We start from the raw sequence: 17,444 nt of genomic DNA, 5'->3' as shown, positions 1-17,444 counted from the left end.
TTTCGCGGCAAGCGATGCCAGCAAAAAGTGAACAAACCAGAAACGAGAAGGAAATTCAGCCGCGGCCGAAAGCGGTGTTCAGCAGCGATATCTGGTCCGACACCGGGTTCAGGCGGCGAACGCCCGGAGCCGCCGGGCCCATTGCCGAACCGTAGACCTCTTCATCCACGCGCCGCACCACCGCCTGCAAGCGCAAGGAACGGGTGACGAGACCGAGAAAGGCTTCGGGAAGTTCGTTCCAGCCCGTGGCATCCTCGTGGGCGGAAGCGGTATCCAGCCGGACTTTCGATTTTTCCGATGCGACCTGGTCGCGCGTCATTTCGCCGGAGTTGGCCGCGCGCTGCAAAAGCAGCCAAGAGGCGATCTGCATCAGCCGCGTGGTCAGGCGCATCGACTCGGCCGCGTAAAGCGTCGCGCCCAGCCTCGACAGCTTTTTCGCCTCGGCTCGGCCCTCGCCGTCGAGATATTCAGCGGTTTCCTCGACCAGCCCCATGCCTTCATTATAAAGCGGCTTGAAGGACTGCGAAAAAACACGGCGCTCCGCCAGTTTGATCGTTTTCACGCTTTCCCTCGACGGTTCGTTCATTGCTGCGCCCCTGCTGAAAGCGGCCGACTCAAGGCCTATTGCCGCGCCCGCTTTCTATACAACCAAGGTCGGGAAAATGCGCCTCGCGAACGGGCTTGGCAAGGATATGTTTAACAAAGGGTTAACGCCGGAAGCGCAGTGAAGTTGCGGCGGCGCGCAAAAAAAAGAGCCGCGAATAAGCGGCTCTCAGGAGTTTAACAGGGAGGCGTCAAACAAAGTGGCTCCAACCACTTGGTAAGAATCCAGATCACTGGATGCCGATAGTAAACACCTGTAAAGCTTAACGAGCCGTTAACCCGGCACAATTTTATTCAAAACAGAAAGGCTTTTGTCGTCGCTTGGCGGCTCATTTGCGCCAGACCACCGGCAGCGCGATAATGGCGAACAGCACGAACCCGGCATAAAAGCCCATGGACGAAACCGCCGTCACCGCTTCCATGGCTTCGTTGCCCGCAAGCAGGAGGTAAAGGCCGATAAGCAGGCCGATCCCACTGATTGCCGTCAGCCAGAAATGCACCTGCGCCAGCGCCTTTTCCCGCGCTGCCGGAAACAGATGATAGAAGAAGGCAAACACGGCCGACATCAGCCATCCGGCCACCATCGTGTGGGCATGGACCGGCATTTGCGTGTGGTCCTGCGTGATCGCCATATCGATCCCGAGCGCCATCCCGCACAATGCGTAGATGATCGCCAGCGTGAAAAAATTCCTTGCCACCCCTTGCATGGCGGTTTCCTCCGATTTGCCTTTTCCCGGTGCGGGAATGGGTATGCGACAAGCACGATGCGCCGTCTGTCGGGCAGCGGATCGTGCGCCGGCAAACGGCGCCGGCGCCGCTATATTAGCACACCGAGATACGCCGGCAGGAGTCAGCCAAATGGATGCACCGTTTTATTTCACGCGGCAAAGCACCGGGGAAGCCAAGCCCCCTCTCGACTATCAGCTTTCCCTGGCCATTTCCCGAAGCCTGAACTTCTGGATCTTGCCGGTCGAGGTCTTGGGGATCTCCGCGAAGATCGCGGCCTTCGGCACCTTGAACCGCGCCAGAAGCGACCGGCAATGGTCGAGGATCTCTGCCTCCGTGGCGGATTTTCCCGGCTTCAGTTCGACATAGGCGATCGGCACCTCGCCCCATTTGTCGTCGGGGCGCGCCACCACGCCGCAAACCGACACCGCCGGATGCCGGTAAAGCGCATCCTCGATCTCGATGGAGGAAATATTCTCTCCGCCCGAAATGATGATGTCCTTGGAACGGTCCTTGATCTGGATATAGCCGTCCGGGTGCATGACGCCGAGGTCACCGGTATGGAACCAGCCGCCGGCGAACGCCTCGTCGCTGGCCTTGCGGTTCTTGAGGTAGCCCTTCATGACGATATTGCCGCGCACCATCACCTCGCCGATGGTTTCGCCATCGGCCGGCGTCGCCTGCATCGTCTCCGGATCGATCACGGCAAGCGCCTCCAGCGCCGCGTAGCGCACGCCCTGGCGCGCCTTCTTTGCCGTTTGCGCGCCCTTTTCCAGCGCATCCCATTCGCGGTGCCATTCATTGACGACGGCCGGCCCGTAGGTTTCGGTGAGGCCGTAGAGATGGGTGACGGCGAAGCCGGCATCCGCCATGCCCGAAAGCACCGCTTCCGGCGGCGGGGCGGCGGCCGTGTTGAAGGTGACGACCTGCTCGAACTCGCGCTTGTCCTCGTCCTTCGCGTTGATGAGCACGGACATGACCACCGGCGCGCCGCACAGATGGGTGACGCCGTGATCGGCGATTGCGTCATACATGGGCTTGGCCCGCACCCAGCGCAGGCATACATGCGTGCCGGCCTGCACGGCCAGCGTCCAGGGAAAGCACCAGCCATTGCAGTGGAACATCGGCAGCGTCCACAGATAGACGGCGTGCTTGGCCATGCCGGCGTGGATCGTGTTGGTATAGGCCATCAGCGCGGCGCCGCGATGATGATAGACCACGCCCTTGGGGTTGCCTGTCGTGCCGGACGTATAATTGAGCGAGATGGCGTCCCATTCGTCGTCGGGCATCGACCAGGCGAATTTTTCCGCGCCGCCGGCGACAAAATCCTCATAGTCGAGGCTGCCGATGCGCTCGCCCTTGGGATAGGGGGCGTCGGCCGCATAGTCTGGATCGTCATAGTCGATGACCAGCGGCTTCACTTTGGCGATGGAAAGCGCCTGCCTGACCACGTCGGAAAACTCACGGTCCACGATCAGCACCTTCGTCTCGGCGTGATCGAGCTGGAAGGCGATCACCGCCGCATCGAGGCGCGTGTTCAGGCAATGCAGCACCGCCTTGACCATCGGCACACCGAAATGCGCCTCCAGCATGGGCGGGGTGTTGGACAGCATCACCGTTACCGTGTCGTTCTTGCCGATGCCTTTTTGAGCGAGCGCCGAGGCGAGTTTCAGCGAGCGCTGCCAGAAGGTGCGATAGGATATGCGTTGGGCGCCATGGATGATGGCGACGTGGTCGGGAAACACTTTCGCCGCCCGCTCCAGATAAGAAATCGGCGTCAGCGGCTGGTAGTTGGCTGGGTTCTTGTCGAGATCGATGTCGTAGGGACTGGCCATCCCGTTCTCCCAAACTGTTTCCAGACGCTTCTAACCACAGCTTGCCGGCGGCGTCATCCTCTTCCATCGCGCCGCCCGCCTTCTCAACAGAAGCACTTTGCTCTATGCCGCAATGCAACCATCTTCGCCCGGCATTAGGCGAAAACCGGGATCGAGGATCATGAACCAGACAACGCCGCCCAATCGCTGCCGCATCGTGCTCATCGCACCGCCCGGCATTGCAGCCGCCTCCGTTCTTGCCGCATTTGACGGCGGCGACGTCGCCTCGCTGATCCTGCCGCAATACGATATGGATGAAGCCTCGTTTCAGGCACTGGCCGAAAAGATCGTGCCGGCAGCCCAGGCCGGCGGCATTGCCGTCATCCTGGCCGGCGACACCCGCATTGCCGGGCGCGTGCAGGCGGACGGTCTTCATGTCGAGGTCAAGGCTGCCGAACTTGCCCTAACCATCGAGGATTTTCAGGCCAGGATGATGGTCGGCTGCGGTGGCGCGAAAACCCGCGACGACGCGCTGGAACTCGGCGAAGCGCGGCCCGATTATATTTTCTTCGGCCGCTTCGGCTACGACAACAAGCCCGAGCCGCACCCGCGCAACCTGTCCCTCGGGCAATGGTGGGCCGAAATGATCGAAATCCCCTGCATCGTCATGGCGGGCAGCGACATCGCCTCCGTCGAAACGGCTGCCGCCACCGGCTGCGAGTTTGTCGCCCTGTCCAGCGCAATCTTTGCGGAAGGCATCGATCCGCGCGAGGCGATCGCCCGCGCCAACGCGCTGCTCGATGAGACAGCACCCCGTTTCGAGGGTTGAAAATGCCGTCGCGCCGATCCCTGCCATCTCGTATGGCTCTGCCGTCACGCATGTCCCTGATTGCCGGCCTGCTCGCAGCGACGACCGTTCATGCCGTGGCTATCGAAACGGCAACGCCAGACCAACCCTCGCCACAAGTCAAGCCGACACCACAAGTTACGCCCTCGCCGCAAGTCGGGCCGGCACCGCAAGACAAGTCGGCACCGCAAGACCGGCTCACGCCGCCGGTCGATACGCAAAAGCCCATCGCCAACCCCCTGCCGCAGCCGGCCACCACGGCGGCACCCGCCCCGCTGCCATCGGCCGATGCCATCAACCCGGAACGGTTCGGCGCCAAGCCGTCCGATGCCGCTTATGGCGCCTTCCAGCGTGGCCTCTACATGACCGCCTACAATCTGGCCCTGGTGCGCGCCAAGAACGGCGACCCCGCCGCTCAGGTACTCGTTGCCGAAATCCTGTCGCGCGGCCTTGGCGTGCCGCTCAACGCGGCCGAGGCGGCGAAATGGTACGCCCGCGCCGCCGAGCAGGGCATGCCGGAGGCACAGTTCCAGTATGCGCTGATGCTGATCGACGGGCGTTACGTCAAGAAGGACGAGAAACAGGCCCACGCCCTGTTGCAGGCGGCCGCGGAAGCAGGAAATCGCCTGGCGCAGTTCAATTTCGCGCAACTGCTCGTCAAGGAGGACCAGGGCGACCAGGGTCTGGCCAGGGCGGTTCCCTATTACGAGCGCGCCGCCACCACCGGCCTTGCGGACGCGCAATACGCCATGGCGCAAATCTACGCCAATGGCGTCGGCGGCAAGACCAAGGACGACGCGCGGGCGCGGCTTCTGCTGGTGCAGGCGGCGCTGCAGAATTACGATACAGCCCAGCTCGATCTCGGCAGTTGGCTGATCGACGGGCGCGGCGGCAAGCGCGATCTCAAATCGGGCTTCGCCTGGACCAAACGCGCCGCCGACGGCGGCAACGTCGCTGCCCGCAACCGCCTCGCCAAGCTCTATATGGGCGGCATCGGCACCGATCCCGATTCCATTCTGGCGGCGGCATGGTACATGCTGGCCCGCCGCGCCGGCCTCGTCGATCCCCAGATGGAGGATTTCATGGCTGGCCTCACCAACGACGAAACCAAGCAGGCGCTGCAAAAAGCCAACCGCCTGCCCTGACCGCGGCAACGCCCGCCAGAGCGATTCGGGGCCGGACGGAACTGCGCCTGTTTCACGCCGGTAATCCGGCCTCTCTTGCCTCTTTCGGCAATTTGTGGTCTTGGAAGCGCCGAAACCGCCCCTGGCGGACAGCTCATTTTCCGGACCCCAACATCATGGCCAAGATCAACGGCAACGAAATCCGTCCCGGCAACGTCATCGAACACGATGGGGGCTTGTGGGTGGCGGTCAGGTGCAACCACGTAAAGCCCGGCAAGGGCGGCGCCTATAACCAGGTTGAACTGAAGAACCTCATCAACGGCACCAAGCTCAACGAGCGTTTCCGCTCGGCCGAGACGGTGGAAAAGATCCGCCTCGAGCAGAAGGATTTCTCCTTCCTCTACGAGCAGGGCGAGGCGCTGGTGTTCATGGACACCGAAAGCTACGAGCAGTTGGAACTGCAAAAGGATTTCGTCGGCGACCGCGCCGCCTTCTTGCAGGACGGCATGATGGTGACGGTGGAACTTCACGACGAGCGCCCGATCGGCATTTCGCTGCCCGACCAGGTGACGCTGACGATCACCGAAGCCGACCCTGTGGTAAAGGGCCAGACGGCGGCCTCTTCCTACAAGCCGGCCATGCTTGAAAACGGCATTCGCGTGCTGGTGCCGCCGTTCATCGGTTCGGGCGAGCGCATCATCGTCGATACCAACGAAATCACATACGTCCGCCGTGCCGATTAAGCACTGACGGCAGGAAGCTAGAGAAAAAATGGCGCGTTCCGCTCTCCTCAACGTCATGGTGCAGGCCGCCATGAAGGCCGGCCGTTCGCTGTCGCGCGACTTCGGCGAAGTGCAGAACCTGCAGGTCTCGATGAAAGGGCCGGGCGACTATGTCAGCCAGGCCGACCGCAAGGCCGAGGACATCATCTTCGCCGAATTGTCCAAGGCGCGGCCCGGCTACGCCTTCCTGATGGAAGAGCGCGGCGCGGTCGCCGGCGACGACGACCAGCACCGCTGGATCGTCGACCCGCTCGACGGCACGACGAACTTCCTGCACGGCATTCCGCTTTTTGCCGTTTCGATCGCGCTGGAGCGCCAGGGGCAGACGGTCGCCGGCGTGATCTACAATCCGGCGATGGACGAACTCTACACCGCCGAGCGCGGCGGCGGCGCTTTCATGAACGACCGCCGGCTGCGCGTGGCGGCGCGCACCAAGCTTTCCGATGCCGTGATCGGCTGCGGCGTGCCGCATCTCGGGCGCGGCCAGCACGGCAATTTCCTTGTCGAACTGCGCAACGTAATGGCTGAAGTCTCCGGCATTCGCCGCATGGGCGCAGCCTCGCTCGACCTCGCCTATGTCGCCGCCGGCCGCATGGACGGCTACTGGGAAGCCGGCCTGTCGCCATGGGACATTGCCGCCGGCCTGCTCCTGATCCGCGAAGCGGGCGGCTTCGTGTCCGACGCCGATGGCGGCCAGGGCATGCTGGAAAGCGGCTCGGTGGTCGCCGGCAACGAGACCATCCACCGCATTCTGGCCAGGACGGTAAAGAAGCCCCTCAAGGGCTGAACATCTCGCATGGATTGGACAACTCGGCAGCCATTCGGGGCTCCCAGCGTGTCACAAAGCTGCGACATCGTTCTGGCATAAGACCTGCATCGTCCCCAGATAGTGGCAAGGCAGGCCTGTCGGATGAGCTCAACTGAACCACTTCTCGACCTGAATATTCCCTTTATGGGACGCTGGCACTATTCGCGCGCCGAACGCATCGCCGATGGCGTCGTCCATGCGGTGGGCATCGTGCTGGCCGTGATTGCGGGGTCCGTAACGCTGGCGCTCGCCGCCTCGCGCTCCCATCCCGGCGAATATCTGGCGGCCGTGTTGTTCGTTCTTTCGCTGCTCGGCGTGCTTTCGATTTCGCTCGCCTATAATCTGTGGCCGGTATCCTCGCCGGCAAAGTGGGTGCTGAGACGGTTCGACCATTCGGCCATCTACCTGCTCATCGCCGCGACCTACACGCCGTTTCTGGCCCAAATCGAGGGATCGCGCCTGGTGGACTGGATGATCGGCGTGGTCTGGGCAGCGGCCGCGCTCGGCATCGCCCTGAAAGTCTTCCTGCCCGGCCGCCTCGATCGGCTCGCCGTCTTCCTCTACCTCGCCATCGGCTGGAGCGGGGTCGTGCTGGCAGAACCGCTGGCGCAAGCGCTGCCGGCAAGTTCGGTTTCCCTGCTTGTCGCCGGCGGCATCGTCTATTCCTGCGGCGTCGTCTTCTACGTCTGGAAGCGCCTGCGCTTTCATAACGCGCTGTGGCACGGTTTCGTCGTTGCCGGCGCCGGCCTGCATCTGGCCGCTTTGGCCGATTGCCTGGTGCTCAACCGCCTTTGAGCGCCTGTATGGCGCTCATTCACACCAAGCGCCTTTCAATTTCGTCACATTTCCGTTTAGAGTCGCGCTCGAACGCGGGCATCGGAACGGGACACGCATGGCTTTCCTAAAATCGTTCGGAGCAGGCAGGCGCACCGATGTACTGGACTACGATCCGCACAAGGTCTCCAGCCCGCAGGTCTTCCTTCTGTCGATGGTGGTTTTCCTGGCCATCGTCGCCTTTATCGCCATCATCCTGACGCGGCAAATATCGACCGCCTTCGCCCACAATCCGGGCCTGAACGGCCTGATCGTCGGCGTGCTCGGCATCGGCATCCTGCTCGCCTTCGGACAGGTCGTGCGGCTGTTTCGCGAAGTGCGCTGGGTCAATTCGTTCCGCGCCGGGTCCGAGACGGTAGAGCCGGTTCTGCTGGCGCCAATGAAGGCGATGATCGGACGTTCGGCGTCGGTCGCCTTCTCGACCAGTTCGATGCGCACCATGCTCGATTCCATCGCCACCCGCCTGGACGAAAGCCGCGACACCTCGCGCTACCTGGTCGGCCTGCTGATCTTTCTCGGCCTGCTCGGCACGTTCTGGGGCCTGCTCGGCACCATCAGTTCCATCGGCGACACTATCGAATCCCTCGACCCCGGCACCGGCGATTCCGCCGCCGTGCTCGAAGCGTTGAAGGCAGGGCTGGCGGCACCGCTCGCCGGCATGGGTACTGCGTTTTCCTCGTCGCTGTTCGGCCTTTCGGGCTCGCTGGTGCTGGGCTTCCTCGACGTGCAGGCCGGCCGCGCCCAGACGCGTTTTTATACGGAACTGGAAAACTGGCTGTCCTCCGTTACCGACATGTCGTCCGACATGGTCGTTGCCGATACGGCCAAGGCCGAATCCTCCGACGAAGTGCGCGTCCTGACGGAGCGCCTGCGCTCGATGCAGGAGGCCGGCGGCTCGAACCCGCGCGTCGCCACCGCCATGGCCAACCTCGCCGACGGCATTTCCGGACTGGTCAAGAACATGCGCTCCGAACAGCAGATCATGCGCGACTGGGTCGAGGCGCAATCCGACGAACAAAAGGCGATGCGCGCGACGCTGGAGAAGATCGCCGACGCGCTGAACAAGCCGGGAGAGCGCTGACGTGGCGCTAGGCAGGGGGCGGCGCGGCGACCGCCACATCGACTACTGGCCGGGTTTCGTCGATGCCCTGTCGACGCTGCTTCTGGCGATCATGTTCCTGCTGTCGGTGTTCGTGCTGGCGCAATTCCTGCTTAGCCGCGAGATTTCCGGCAAGGACGCGGTGCTCAACCGCCTGAATTCCCAGATCAATGAATTGACCTCGCTGCTGGCGCTTGAAAAGGGCACCAATCAGGACGCGCAGGACGCCCTTGCCAATTTGCAGGCCTCGCTGTCGGCAACCGAAGAAGAAAAGAGCCGGCTGGAGCAACTTTTGGCGAAGGGCGCCGGCGCCGGCGATGCCGCCAATGCGCGGGCCGATACGCTTACCGGTGAGTTGGACACCCAGCGCCAGCTTAGCCAGCGCGCGCAGTCGCAGGTGGAATTGCTGAACCAGCAGATCGCCGCCTTGCGCAAGCAGATCGGGGCGCTGGAAGACGCCCTCGACGCCTCGGAGACGCGCGACCACGATTCCAACACCAAGATCGCCGACCTCGGCAAGCGCCTCAACGTAGCGCTGGCGCAGCGCGTGCAGGAACTGAACCGCTACCGCTCGGATTTCTTCGGCCGCCTGCGCGAAATCCTTTCCGACCGCGAAAACATCCGCATCGTCGGCGACCGCTTCGTGTTCCAGTCGGAGGTGCTGTTTCCGACCGGCTCCGAACAGATCAACGATGCCGGCAAGGTCGAGATGAAGAAACTCGCCGACGCCATCATCGAGTTGCAAAAGGAAATCCCCCCGGAGATCAACTGGGTTCTGCGCGTCGATGGCCATACCGACAATATTCCGCTGTCGGGCACCGGCCGCTACCGCGACAACTGGGAACTGTCGTCGGCGCGCGCGACCTCGGTGGTAAAGTTCCTGATCGAGAACGGCGTGCCGCCGACCCGGCTGGTGGCTGCCGGCTTCGGCGAATTCCAGCCGCTTGATCCGGCAGATACCGCAGAGGCGCGCAACAAGAACCGCCGCATCGAGCTGAAGCTCACCGAGCGGTAGAGCGTTTCACCGCGCCGCCGCAATCGAATGCTTGCCGCAAACGCACGCCCGGGCCTTCTTCCTCCGAGAAAAGCAGCAGCACCCCGCCCTCTTCCAGCGCCTTGACGAGCAACAGCTCCGACGCGCGGTGCAGCGCATGGCGGTGGCACTCGAAGTCCTTGATCGTGCTGCGCGATACACCGGCCAGGCAGGCCAGCTTTTCCTGCGTCCAGTTTAGCAGCCCCCGCGCCGCACGGCATTGTTCCGGAAGTAGATTCATCCATTTTGTGCCTTGCATACTCGTACCCAAGTCAACCATAATGGGTGAGATCAGGCAATGGTTGCCGATTTCCCAGATGAGCCGCCGCGCAGAATGACGCCTGACACATCCCTTTTGCTGATGATCGTCATGCCTTTCGCCGGCAGCATCATTGCCGCTTTCCTGCCTTCCAATGCCCGCAACGCCGAGGTCTGGCTCGCCGGCGCCGTGGCGCTTACCGTGCTGGTTCTGGCTACCGCCGCCTATCCGGCCATCGCCGCTGGCGGGGCCATTCGCAGCGAAACCGAGTGGATCCCCACGCTTGGCCTGAACTTCACGCTGCGGATGGACGGCTTCGCCTGGCTGTTTGTGATGCTGATAAGCGCCATCGGCTTCCTCGTCGTGCTCTATGCGCGCTACTACATGTCGCCGGAGGACCACGCGCCCCGCTTCTTCTCGTTCCTGCTGGCGTTCATGGGCGCCATGCTCGGCATCGTGATTGCGGGCAATCTCATCCTGCTCGTCGTCTTCTGGGAACTGACCAGCATCTTTTCCTTCCTGCTGATCGGCTACTGGCATCACAACGCCGCTGCCCGCGACGGCGCGCGCATGGCGCTGACCATCACCGGCATTGGCGGCCTCGGCCTGCTGGCCGGCGTGCTTTTGATCGGTCACATCGTCGGCAGCTACGATCTCGAAACGGTTCTGGCTTCCGGCAACCTTGTGCGCACGCACGACCTCTACGTGCCGGCGCTGGTGCTGATCCTGCTCGGCGCGCTCACCAAGAGCGCGCAGTTTCCGTTCCACTTCTGGCTGCCCAACGCCATGGCGGCCCCGACGCCGGTGTCGGCCTATCTGCATTCGGCGACCATGGTGAAGGCCGGCGTGTTCCTGATGGCGCGCTTCTGGCCGGTGCTTGCCGGAACCCAGGAATGGTTCTGGATCGTCGGCCTCGCCGGCATGATGTCGTTCGTTCTCGGCGCCTATTTCGCCATCTTCCAGCAGGACATCAAAGGGCTTCTCGCCTATTCCACCATCAGCCATCTCGGCCTCATCACCATGCTGCTCAGCCTCGGCAGCCCGCTAGGTGCTGTCGCCGCCATCTTCCACATGATGAACCATGCCACTTTCAAGGCATCGCTGTTCATGGCCGCCGGCATCATCGACCATGAGAGCGGCACGCGCGACATCCGGCGGCTGAGCGGGCTGTTCCGCTTCATGCCGATCACCGCCACGCTTGCCATGGTGGCGAGCGCGGCCATGGCCGGCGTGCCGCTGCTCAACGGCTTCCTGTCCAAGGAGATGTTCTTCGCCGAGGCCGCCGCCACGCACCAGGTCTCCATCCTCGATACCGCAGCACCTTATGCGGCCGTGCTGGGCAGCGCCTTTGCCGTGGCCTATTCCATCCGCTTCATCCACGGCGTGTTTTTCGGGCCCCCGCCCTCCGACCTGCCGCGCGAGCCGCATGAAGCGCCGTTCCTGATGCGCTTTCCCATGCAGTTGCTGGTTCTGGCGTGCCTTGTCGTCGGCACGATTCCGGGCCTCACCATCGGCCCCTTCCTGCATACCGCCGTCGAATCGGTCCTTGGTCCTTCCACGCCGGAATATAGCCTCGCCGTCTGGCACGGTTTCACGCTGCCGCTGATGATGAGTATCGCGGCCCTGGTCGGCGGAGCCATCCTCTATCTGCTGTTGAAGAACTATCTGGCGCATTGCGAGGAAGGGCCGCCGATCTTCCGACGGCTCAAGGGCCAGCGCATCTTCGAGCGCGCCATGGTGACGGTTTCGTGGAGATGGGCGCGCTTCATCGAAAGCCAGCTTGGCACGCGCCGGTTGCAGCCGCAGCTTCGCCTGCTGGTCAGCGTGGCGTTCGTCGCGGCACTATGGCCGATCTACAAAACGGGCCTCCTCCTTCCCGGCGGGCTGGCATGGGCAGGCGCCGATCCGGCCTTCGCCGCCATCTGGGCGGTCGGCATCGCCTGCGCGCTCGGCGCCGCATGGCAGGCGAAGTTCCATCGGCTCGCGGCCCTGATCCTGCTGGGCGGCGCGGGCCTGGTCACCTGCATCACCTTCGTCTGGCTTTCGGCGCCAGACCTTGCCGTCACCCAACTGCTCGTCGAGGTCGTCACCACGGTGCTGCTTCTGCTCGGCCTGCGCTGGCTGCCGAAGCGGTTCAAAGAGACGGACGCCGGCATCGCGACCCTGGGCGACCGCTTGCGGCGCTTCCGCGACCTGGCCATGGCTGTAGCAGTGGGCCTCGGCACGATGCTGATCGCCTACGCCGTGATGACGCGGACCCCGCCCGCCACCATTGCCGACTACTTCATGGGAAAGGCCTATCTCGAAGGCGGCGGCAAGAACGTCGTCAACGTCATCCTGGTGGATTTCCGCGCCTTCGACACGTTCGGCGAGATCACGGTGCTGGGCGTCGTGGCGCTGACGGTGTTCGCGCTTTTGCGCCGCTTCCGCCCCGCCGCCGACAGTATCGAATCGCCCGAGCAACAGCGCGTCCAGAAGACGTTCGACGAGGATCGGCCCGATCGCCAGGCGGGCGACACGGTCAGCGATTACCTGCTGGTCCCGTCCGTCATCATGCAATGGCTGTTTCCAGTCATCATCGTATTTGCCGTCTATCTGTTCCTGCGCGGCCACGACCTTCCGGGCGGCGGCTTTGCTGCCGGCATCGCGATGGCGGCCGCCTTCATCCTGCAATACATGGCGGCCGGCACGACCTGGGTCGAGGCCCGGCTGCGGGTGCTGCCGGTCAACTGGATCGGCTTCGGCCTGCTCTTCGCCGCGCTGGTGGGCATGGGATCATGGCTGTTCGGCTACCCGTTCCTGACCTCGCATTCGCAATATCTGGAACTGCCGCTGATCGGGGTGGTGCCGATGGCGAGTGCTGCCTTCTTCGATCTTGGCGTCTTCTCGCTGGTGGTCGGCGCAACCGTCCTGATGCTGATCGCCTTCGCCCACCAGTCGATCCGCCGCCTTCGCGCCTCGCGCATCGCCGCCGAAGCCGCGCCGGAGGCTCCTTGATGGAACTGACACTCGCCATCGCCATCGGTGTCCTCGTCGGCTCCGGCGTCTGGCTGCTGCTGCGGCCACGCACCTTCCAGGTCATCATCGGCCTGTCGCTGATCTCCTACGGCGTCAACCTGTTCATCTTTTCCATGGGCAGGCTGCGCGTTGCGGCAGCGCCCGTGCTCGGATCGGGCGGCGCGATCGACCCGGCGGATTACGCCGATCCCATCCCGCAGGCGCTCGTCCTGACCGCCATCGTCATCGGCTTTGCGACCACGGCGCTGTTTCTCGTCGTGCTGCTCGTCTCGCGAGGCCTGACTGGCAGCGACCACGTCGACGGCAGGGAGCCGCGCTGATGGAGCTGGCCGACCATTTGCTGATCCTGCCGATCCTGCTGCCGCTGCTGACCGGCGCGGCGCTGCTGCTGTTCGACGAACGCCGCCATGTCCTCAAGGCAATGGTCAACTTCGTCTCGACATTGGCGCTGGCAGTTATCGCCCTGTCGCTGCTGAAACTGGCGGATGCGCCAGAGGCCACCACCGGCGTCTACCTGCTCGGCAATTGGCCGGCACCCTTCGGCATCGTGCTGGTGCTCGACCGGCTGTCGGCGATGATGGTGATGCTGACTTCCGTGCTGGCGATCGCCTCCCTGGTCTTCGCGCTGGCGCGCTGGCACCGCAGCGGCCCGCATTTCCACACGCTGTTCCAACTTCTCCTGATGGGCCTGAACGGCGCGTTCCTGACCGGCGACCTGTTCAACCTGTTCGTCTTCTTCGAGGTGCTTCTGGCGGCGTCCTATGGCCTGGTCCTGCACGGCTCCGGCGCGCAGCGGGTTCGGGCCGGCCTGCACTACATCGCCGTCAACCTTGCCGGCGCGTCGCTGTTCCTGATCGGCGTCAGCCTGATCTACGGCGTTACCGGCACACTCAACATGGCCGACCTTGCGGTACGCATTCCCCTGGTGGCGCCAAGCGACCGGATGCTGCTGGAGGCGGGCGCGGCCATTCTCGGCGTCGCCTTCCTGGTCAAGGCCGGCATGTGGCCGCTCGGCTTCTGGCTGCCCGGCGCCTATACCGCCGCCGCCGCCCCGGTCGCCGCCATCTTCGCCATCCTCAGCAAGGTCGGCATCTACATCATCCTGCGGCTTTCGCTGCTGCTGTTCGGCGCGGACGCCGGCGCATCCGCCGGCTTCGGCGAAGGCTTTCTGCTCTATGGCGGCATCGCCACCATTTTCTTCGGCACCGCAGGCGTGCTGGCTTCACAGGCCATGGGGCGGCTCGCCGGCTTCTATTTGCTGGTTTCGTCGGGCACGCTGCTGGCCGCGATCGGGAGCGCCAGTGTCTCGGTAACGTCCGGCGCGCTCTATTACATGGTCAGTTCGACCCTGGCGATCAGCGCATTCTTCCTGCTCATCGAACTGGTCGAGCGGGCGCAGGACCCGGCCGCCAACGTGCTGGCGGTGACGATGGAAGCCTATGGCGACGAGATGGACGAGGAGGAGATCGAAGAAGAAGTCGGCGCCGCCATTCCCGCCACACTGGCTATTCTGGGTATCTGCTTCGCGGGTTGCGGGCTGCTCCTGTCCGGCCTGCCGCCGCTTTCCGGCTTCATCGCCAAATTCGCCATGCTGACCGCTCTGCTCAATCCCGAAGGCCTCGGTCCGGCGGGCAGCATAAGCGATGCTACCTGGGTGCTGACGGCCTTGATCATCCTGTCCGGTCTTTCCGCGATGATCGCCATGACGCGCGCCGGCATCCGCACCTTCTGGGCGCCGATCGAGGAAACCGTGCCGCGCGTCCGGGTCATCGAGATCGTGCCCGTGGCGTTCCTTCTTATCTTGTGCGCGATACTGGTCGTGCAGGGCGGACCCGCTATGCGCTACATGGATGCGACGGCGCGGTCCCTGCATGCGCCGCAGAACTATGTCCGCGATGTGCTCGCCGCACCGCGCCTGCCCGGCCCCAAAACGGGGGCGAACCAATGAGCCGGCTGCTGCCCTATCCGGTGCTGACGGCGTCGCTGCTGGTCATGTGGCTGCTGCTCAACGGGCTTTCCGCCGGCCATATCTTGCTGGGTTCTATCGTGGCCGTCGGCGCATCACTGGCGATGGTGGCGCTTCAGCCCGACAAACCGAAGATAAGACGCTGGGACATGATCCCGCGCCTGCTGCTGGTCGTGCTGATCGACATCCTGCGCTCCAACATCGCTGTCGCGGCCATTATCCTGCAAGGAGGGAGAAGACAGCGCCGCGCCGGTTTCGTGATGATCCCGCTCGAGCTGCGCGATCCGACCGGCCTTGCGGTGCTCTCCTGCATCATCACCAGCACGCCCGGCACGGCGTGGGTCGAATACCATGCCGGCAGCGGCAGGCTTCGCATCCATGTTCTCGATCTCGACGACGAACAGGCATGGGTCGATTTGATCAAGCAGCGCTACGAAGCGTTGTTGATGGAGATATTCGAATGAGCGGGACGATCGTCATCTGGGCCGTCACCATTGCACAATTGCTGCTGATCGCCGCCATGGCCTGCGCGCTGCTGCGGCTCATGCGGGGGCCGCGCGCGCAGGACCGCATCGTCGGCTTCGATGCGCTCTACGTTGCCGCGATGCTGCTGCTTCTGACCATGGGCATCCGCACCGGCAGCACGGTCTATTTCGAGGCGGCGCTGGTGATCGCGCTGCTCGGCTTCGTCTCGACCGTGGCGCTCGCCAAATTCCTCATGCGCGGCGAGGTGATCGAATGAACCCCCTCGCCGAACTGCCGCTATGGGCGGCCCTGCCCGCGGCATTCTTCCTTGTCCTGGGTGCCGGCCTGACCCTGCTTGGCACGATCGGGCTTCTCCAGTTCCGAACCTTCTACGAACGCATCCACGCGCCGACGCTCGGCACGACCTGGGGCGCGGGCAGCATCCTCATCGCGTCGATGATCTGCTTTTCGGTGCTGCAGTCGCGCCCGGTCCTGCACGAAATCCTGATCGCGGTTCTCATCGTGGTCACGACACCGGTTTCGCTGATGCTTTTGGCGCGCTCGGCGCTCTTTCGCGACCGCACCGAAGGCCTGGGCGGCGTGCCCTCCTTCGAAGCAGCCGAGGGTCGATCGAATGAAAGCCCGCCATCCGATTCACCGGACGACGGGCCTGCACACTAGGCTTCAGATCTTAGCGAACACGCTCTTCACCGCGTCCGCCGTCTTCGACACGACGATGTCGGCTTCCTCGCGCGTCAGGCAGAGCGGCGGGGCGAAGCCGAGGATGTCGCCCTGTGGCATGGCGCGGCCGATGACGCCGAGCTCGGCAAGCGCTGCCGATACCTGTGGCCCGATCTTCTGCGATGCATCGAAGAATTTGCGGTCGTCCCGGTCAGCCACGAATTCCACCGCCGCCAGCATGCCGTCGCCGCGCACGTCGCCGACATTCTTGTGGCCCCCGACAGCCTTGGCGAGTTCGGCACGGAAGTAAGCTCCCGTTTCACCGGCGTTCTTGACGAGACCGAGTTCGTCGATCAGTTCCAGATTGGCGACGCCGGCAGCCACGCAGATCGGGTGCGCCGAATAGGTCCAGCCATGGCCGATGGAGCCGAGCTTGTCGGACCCCTGCACCAGTCCCTGCCAGACCTTGTCGCCGACAATGACGCCCGACAGCGGCGCATAGGCCGAGGTCAGGCCCTTGGCGATGGTGATGAGGTCGGGCTTGATGCCGTAATGGTCGGAGCCGAACATGGTGCCCAGCCGTCCGAAACCGGTGACGACCTCGTCGGCGACCAGCAGCACGTCATACTTGTTCAGTACGGCCTGGATTTTCTGCCAATAGCCGGCAGGCGGCGGGACGATGCCCCCGGTGCCGAGCACCGGCTCGCCCATGAAGGCGGCAACCGTTTCCGGCCCCTGCGCCAGGATCAGCTTTTCGAGCTGGTCGGCACAGAATTGCGAAAACTGCTCTTCGGTCTGCGAGCGGTCGGCGCGGCGGTAGTAATAAGGCGCCTCGGTGTGCAGGACCGGGGCGCGCGGCAGGTCGAAGGCATTGTGGAAAGCGTCGAGGCCGGTCAGCGATCCGGTCATGATGCCGGAGCCGTGATAGCCGCGCCAGCGCGAGATGATCTTCTTTTTTTCCGGCCGGCCGAGCACGTTGTTGTAGTACCAGATCAGCTTGATGTTGGTCTCGTTGGCGTCGGAGCCGGACAGGCCGTAATAGACTCTGGACATGCCCTTCGGCGCGCGGTCGATGATCATTTTGGACAGCGTGATCGAGGCCTCGGTGCCGTGACCGACATAGGCGTGGTAGTAGGCGAGGTTCTTGGCTTGGGCTGCGATGGCGTCGGCGATCTTCTGGCGGCCATAGCCGACATTGACGCAGTAAAGCCCGGCGAAAGCGTCGAGGCTCTTCTTGCCGTTGGTATCCCAGATGGTGACGCCTTCGCCGCCGGCCATGATGCGGTTCGGCGTTTCGCCGCGCGCATGTGTGCCCATATGCGTCGAGGGGTGGAAAAAGTGATCCCGGTCCCAGGCGTTGAGTTCGTTCGATTGATCGGCCATCT

At 63.7% G+C, this 17,444-nt stretch carries 19 protein-coding genes; 14 read left to right on the top strand and 5 right to left on the bottom strand.

Features of this window, described 5'->3' with window-relative positions; all coding sequences use genetic code 11:
• Nucleotides 1–55 precede the first annotated feature (55 nt).
• Nucleotides 56–586 (bottom strand): protease adaptor protein RcdA, encoded by a 531-nt coding sequence (rcdA, locus tag ACX3P1_RS09725; RefSeq protein WP_459079366.1) that lies wholly within the window; start codon nt 584–586, stop codon nt 56–58.
• Between rcdA and ACX3P1_RS09720 the strand changes: the two genes are divergently transcribed.
• Nucleotides 549–728 carry a hypothetical protein gene (locus tag ACX3P1_RS09720; RefSeq protein ID WP_459079455.1) on the top strand — a complete coding sequence of 60 codons (180 nt, stop codon included), beginning with the start codon at nt 549–551 and terminating at the stop codon, nt 726–728. The two genes, rcdA and ACX3P1_RS09720, sit on opposite strands and share 38 nt — an antisense overlap.
• Before the next feature lie 204 nt (nt 729–932).
• Here ACX3P1_RS09720 and ACX3P1_RS09715 read toward each other — a convergent pair whose 3' ends face one another.
• Together ACX3P1_RS09715 and ACX3P1_RS09710 are read right to left on the bottom strand one after the other, a co-directional pair.
• A complete protein-coding gene (locus tag ACX3P1_RS09715; RefSeq protein ID WP_459079365.1) occupies nt 933–1,310 on the bottom strand; it encodes a hypothetical protein in 378 nt (125 codons plus the stop codon).
• A gap of 213 nt (nt 1,311–1,523) precedes the next feature.
• Nucleotides 1,524–3,164: an acyl-CoA synthetase gene (locus ACX3P1_RS09710; RefSeq protein ID WP_459079364.1), complete on the bottom strand. Its 1,641-nt coding sequence runs from the start codon at nt 3,162–3,164 to the stop codon at nt 1,524–1,526.
• A 160-nt stretch (nt 3,165–3,324) separates the two neighbouring features.
• Here ACX3P1_RS09710 and ACX3P1_RS09705 point away from each other — a divergent pair, with 160 nt between their 5' ends.
• The 7 genes from ACX3P1_RS09705 to ACX3P1_RS09675 all read left to right on the top strand — a co-directional run bounded on the left by ACX3P1_RS09705 (nt 3,325) and on the right by ACX3P1_RS09675 (nt 9,652).
• Nucleotides 3,325–3,972, top strand: a complete 648-nt coding sequence (locus tag ACX3P1_RS09705) for a thiamine phosphate synthase (protein WP_459079363.1) — start codon at nt 3,325–3,327, stop codon at nt 3,970–3,972.
• A 50-nt stretch (nt 3,973–4,022) separates the two neighbouring features.
• On the top strand, nt 4,023–5,135 hold the full coding sequence (locus ACX3P1_RS09700; protein WP_459079362.1) for a tetratricopeptide repeat protein: 1,113 nt from the start codon (nt 4,023–4,025) through the stop codon (nt 5,133–5,135).
• A gap of 155 nt (nt 5,136–5,290) precedes the next feature.
• Nucleotides 5,291–5,857 carry an elongation factor P gene (efp, locus tag ACX3P1_RS09695; RefSeq protein WP_459079361.1) on the top strand — a complete coding sequence of 189 codons (567 nt, stop codon included), beginning with the start codon at nt 5,291–5,293 and terminating at the stop codon, nt 5,855–5,857.
• A gap of 28 nt (nt 5,858–5,885) precedes the next feature.
• Entirely contained in the window at nt 5,886–6,683 is a 798-nt protein-coding gene (locus ACX3P1_RS09690) for an inositol monophosphatase family protein (protein ID WP_459079360.1), read from the top strand.
• A 123-nt stretch (nt 6,684–6,806) separates the two neighbouring features.
• On the top strand, nt 6,807–7,499 hold the full coding sequence (trhA, locus tag ACX3P1_RS09685; protein WP_459079359.1) for a PAQR family membrane homeostasis protein TrhA: 693 nt from the start codon (nt 6,807–6,809) through the stop codon (nt 7,497–7,499).
• A gap of 97 nt (nt 7,500–7,596) precedes the next feature.
• Nucleotides 7,597–8,619, top strand: a complete 1,023-nt coding sequence (locus ACX3P1_RS09680) for a MotA/TolQ/ExbB proton channel family protein (RefSeq protein WP_459079358.1) — start codon at nt 7,597–7,599, stop codon at nt 8,617–8,619.
• 1 nt (nt 8,620) lies between these two features.
• Nucleotides 8,621–9,652 (top strand): peptidoglycan -binding protein, encoded by a 1,032-nt coding sequence (locus ACX3P1_RS09675; RefSeq protein ID WP_459079357.1) that lies wholly within the window; start codon nt 8,621–8,623, stop codon nt 9,650–9,652.
• Here the strand turns inward: ACX3P1_RS09675 and ACX3P1_RS09670 are convergent.
• On the bottom strand, nt 9,639–9,929 hold the full coding sequence (locus ACX3P1_RS09670) for a helix-turn-helix domain-containing protein (RefSeq protein WP_459079356.1): 291 nt from the start codon (nt 9,927–9,929) through the stop codon (nt 9,639–9,641). The genes ACX3P1_RS09675 and ACX3P1_RS09670 overlap by 14 nt on opposite strands.
• Before the next feature lie 75 nt (nt 9,930–10,004).
• Here ACX3P1_RS09670 and ACX3P1_RS09665 point away from each other — a divergent pair, with 75 nt between their 5' ends.
• From ACX3P1_RS09665 to mnhG, 6 genes are read left to right on the top strand one after another with little or no spacing between them, the layout of a single operon-like run.
• Nucleotides 10,005–12,926, top strand: a complete 2,922-nt coding sequence (locus ACX3P1_RS09665; protein ID WP_459079355.1) for a monovalent cation/H+ antiporter subunit A — start codon at nt 10,005–10,007, stop codon at nt 12,924–12,926.
• Nucleotides 12,926–13,267, top strand: coding sequence for a Na+/H+ antiporter subunit C (locus ACX3P1_RS09660; protein ID WP_459079354.1), 342 nt, complete (start codon nt 12,926–12,928; stop codon nt 13,265–13,267). Before ACX3P1_RS09665 ends, ACX3P1_RS09660 begins: the two co-directional genes overlap by 1 nt.
• Complete coding sequence (locus ACX3P1_RS09655; RefSeq protein WP_459079353.1) at nt 13,267–14,895, top strand: monovalent cation/H+ antiporter subunit D; 1,629 nt, start codon at nt 13,267–13,269, stop codon at nt 14,893–14,895. The genes ACX3P1_RS09660 and ACX3P1_RS09655 overlap by 1 nt, the downstream gene beginning before the upstream one ends.
• Nucleotides 14,892–15,377: a Na+/H+ antiporter subunit E gene (locus ACX3P1_RS09650; RefSeq protein ID WP_459079352.1), complete on the top strand. Its 486-nt coding sequence runs from the start codon at nt 14,892–14,894 to the stop codon at nt 15,375–15,377. Before ACX3P1_RS09655 ends, ACX3P1_RS09650 begins: the two co-directional genes overlap by 4 nt.
• Nucleotides 15,374–15,655, top strand: a complete 282-nt coding sequence (locus tag ACX3P1_RS09645; protein ID WP_459079351.1) for a K+/H+ antiporter subunit F — start codon at nt 15,374–15,376, stop codon at nt 15,653–15,655. The genes ACX3P1_RS09650 and ACX3P1_RS09645 overlap by 4 nt, the downstream gene beginning before the upstream one ends.
• Nucleotides 15,652–16,059 (top strand): monovalent cation/H(+) antiporter subunit G, encoded by a 408-nt coding sequence (gene mnhG / locus ACX3P1_RS09640; protein ID WP_459079350.1) that lies wholly within the window; start codon nt 15,652–15,654, stop codon nt 16,057–16,059. The genes ACX3P1_RS09645 and mnhG overlap by 4 nt, the downstream gene beginning before the upstream one ends.
• Before the next feature lie 3 nt (nt 16,060–16,062).
• Here mnhG and ACX3P1_RS09635 read toward each other — a convergent pair whose 3' ends face one another.
• The gene (locus ACX3P1_RS09635) at nt 16,063–17,442 is read right to left on the bottom strand and encodes an aminotransferase (RefSeq protein ID WP_459079349.1); all 1,380 of its coding nucleotides are present in this window, start codon (nt 17,440–17,442) and stop codon (nt 16,063–16,065) included.
• Nucleotides 17,443–17,444: the final 2 nt, after the last annotated feature.

The sequence above is a fragment of the Mesorhizobium sp. A623 genome, from assembly GCF_054489405.1.
The sequence above is the reverse complement of the archived record's forward strand: the minus strand, read 5'-3'. Positions and strand labels throughout refer to the sequence as shown.

Excerpts from the sequence above, each read along its gene's own strand:
- ACX3P1_RS09700 (WP_459079362.1), top strand. The coding sequence starts at position 4,023 with ATGTCCCTGATTGCCGGCCTGCTCGCAGCGACGACCGTTCATGCCGTG.
- ACX3P1_RS09655 (WP_459079353.1), top strand. The coding sequence starts at position 13,267 with ATGGAGCTGGCCGACCATTTGCTGATCCTGCCGATCCTGCTGCCGCTG.
- rcdA (WP_459079366.1), bottom strand. The coding sequence starts at position 586 with ATGAACGAACCGTCGAGGGAAAGCGTGAAAACGATCAAACTGGCGGAG.
- mnhG (WP_459079350.1), top strand. The coding sequence starts at position 15,652 with ATGAACCCCCTCGCCGAACTGCCGCTATGGGCGGCCCTGCCCGCGGCA.
- ACX3P1_RS09715 (WP_459079365.1), bottom strand. The coding sequence starts at position 1,310 with ATGCAAGGGGTGGCAAGGAATTTTTTCACGCTGGCGATCATCTACGCA.
- ACX3P1_RS09705 (WP_459079363.1), top strand. The coding sequence starts at position 3,325 with ATGAACCAGACAACGCCGCCCAATCGCTGCCGCATCGTGCTCATCGCA.
- ACX3P1_RS09645 (WP_459079351.1), top strand. The coding sequence starts at position 15,374 with ATGAGCGGGACGATCGTCATCTGGGCCGTCACCATTGCACAATTGCTG.
- ACX3P1_RS09670 (WP_459079356.1), bottom strand. The coding sequence starts at position 9,929 with ATGCAAGGCACAAAATGGATGAATCTACTTCCGGAACAATGCCGTGCG.
- ACX3P1_RS09660 (WP_459079354.1), top strand. The coding sequence starts at position 12,926 with ATGGAACTGACACTCGCCATCGCCATCGGTGTCCTCGTCGGCTCCGGC.
- ACX3P1_RS09665 (WP_459079355.1), top strand. The coding sequence starts at position 10,005 with ATGACGCCTGACACATCCCTTTTGCTGATGATCGTCATGCCTTTCGCC.
- trhA (WP_459079359.1), top strand. The coding sequence starts at position 6,807 with ATGAGCTCAACTGAACCACTTCTCGACCTGAATATTCCCTTTATGGGA.
- ACX3P1_RS09690 (WP_459079360.1), top strand. The coding sequence starts at position 5,886 with ATGGCGCGTTCCGCTCTCCTCAACGTCATGGTGCAGGCCGCCATGAAG.
- ACX3P1_RS09680 (WP_459079358.1), top strand. The coding sequence starts at position 7,597 with ATGGCTTTCCTAAAATCGTTCGGAGCAGGCAGGCGCACCGATGTACTG.
- ACX3P1_RS09710 (WP_459079364.1), bottom strand. The coding sequence starts at position 3,164 with ATGGCCAGTCCCTACGACATCGATCTCGACAAGAACCCAGCCAACTAC.
- ACX3P1_RS09650 (WP_459079352.1), top strand. The coding sequence starts at position 14,892 with ATGAGCCGGCTGCTGCCCTATCCGGTGCTGACGGCGTCGCTGCTGGTC.
- efp (WP_459079361.1), top strand. The coding sequence starts at position 5,291 with ATGGCCAAGATCAACGGCAACGAAATCCGTCCCGGCAACGTCATCGAA.
- ACX3P1_RS09635 (WP_459079349.1), bottom strand. The coding sequence starts at position 17,442 with ATGGCCGATCAATCGAACGAACTCAACGCCTGGGACCGGGATCACTTT.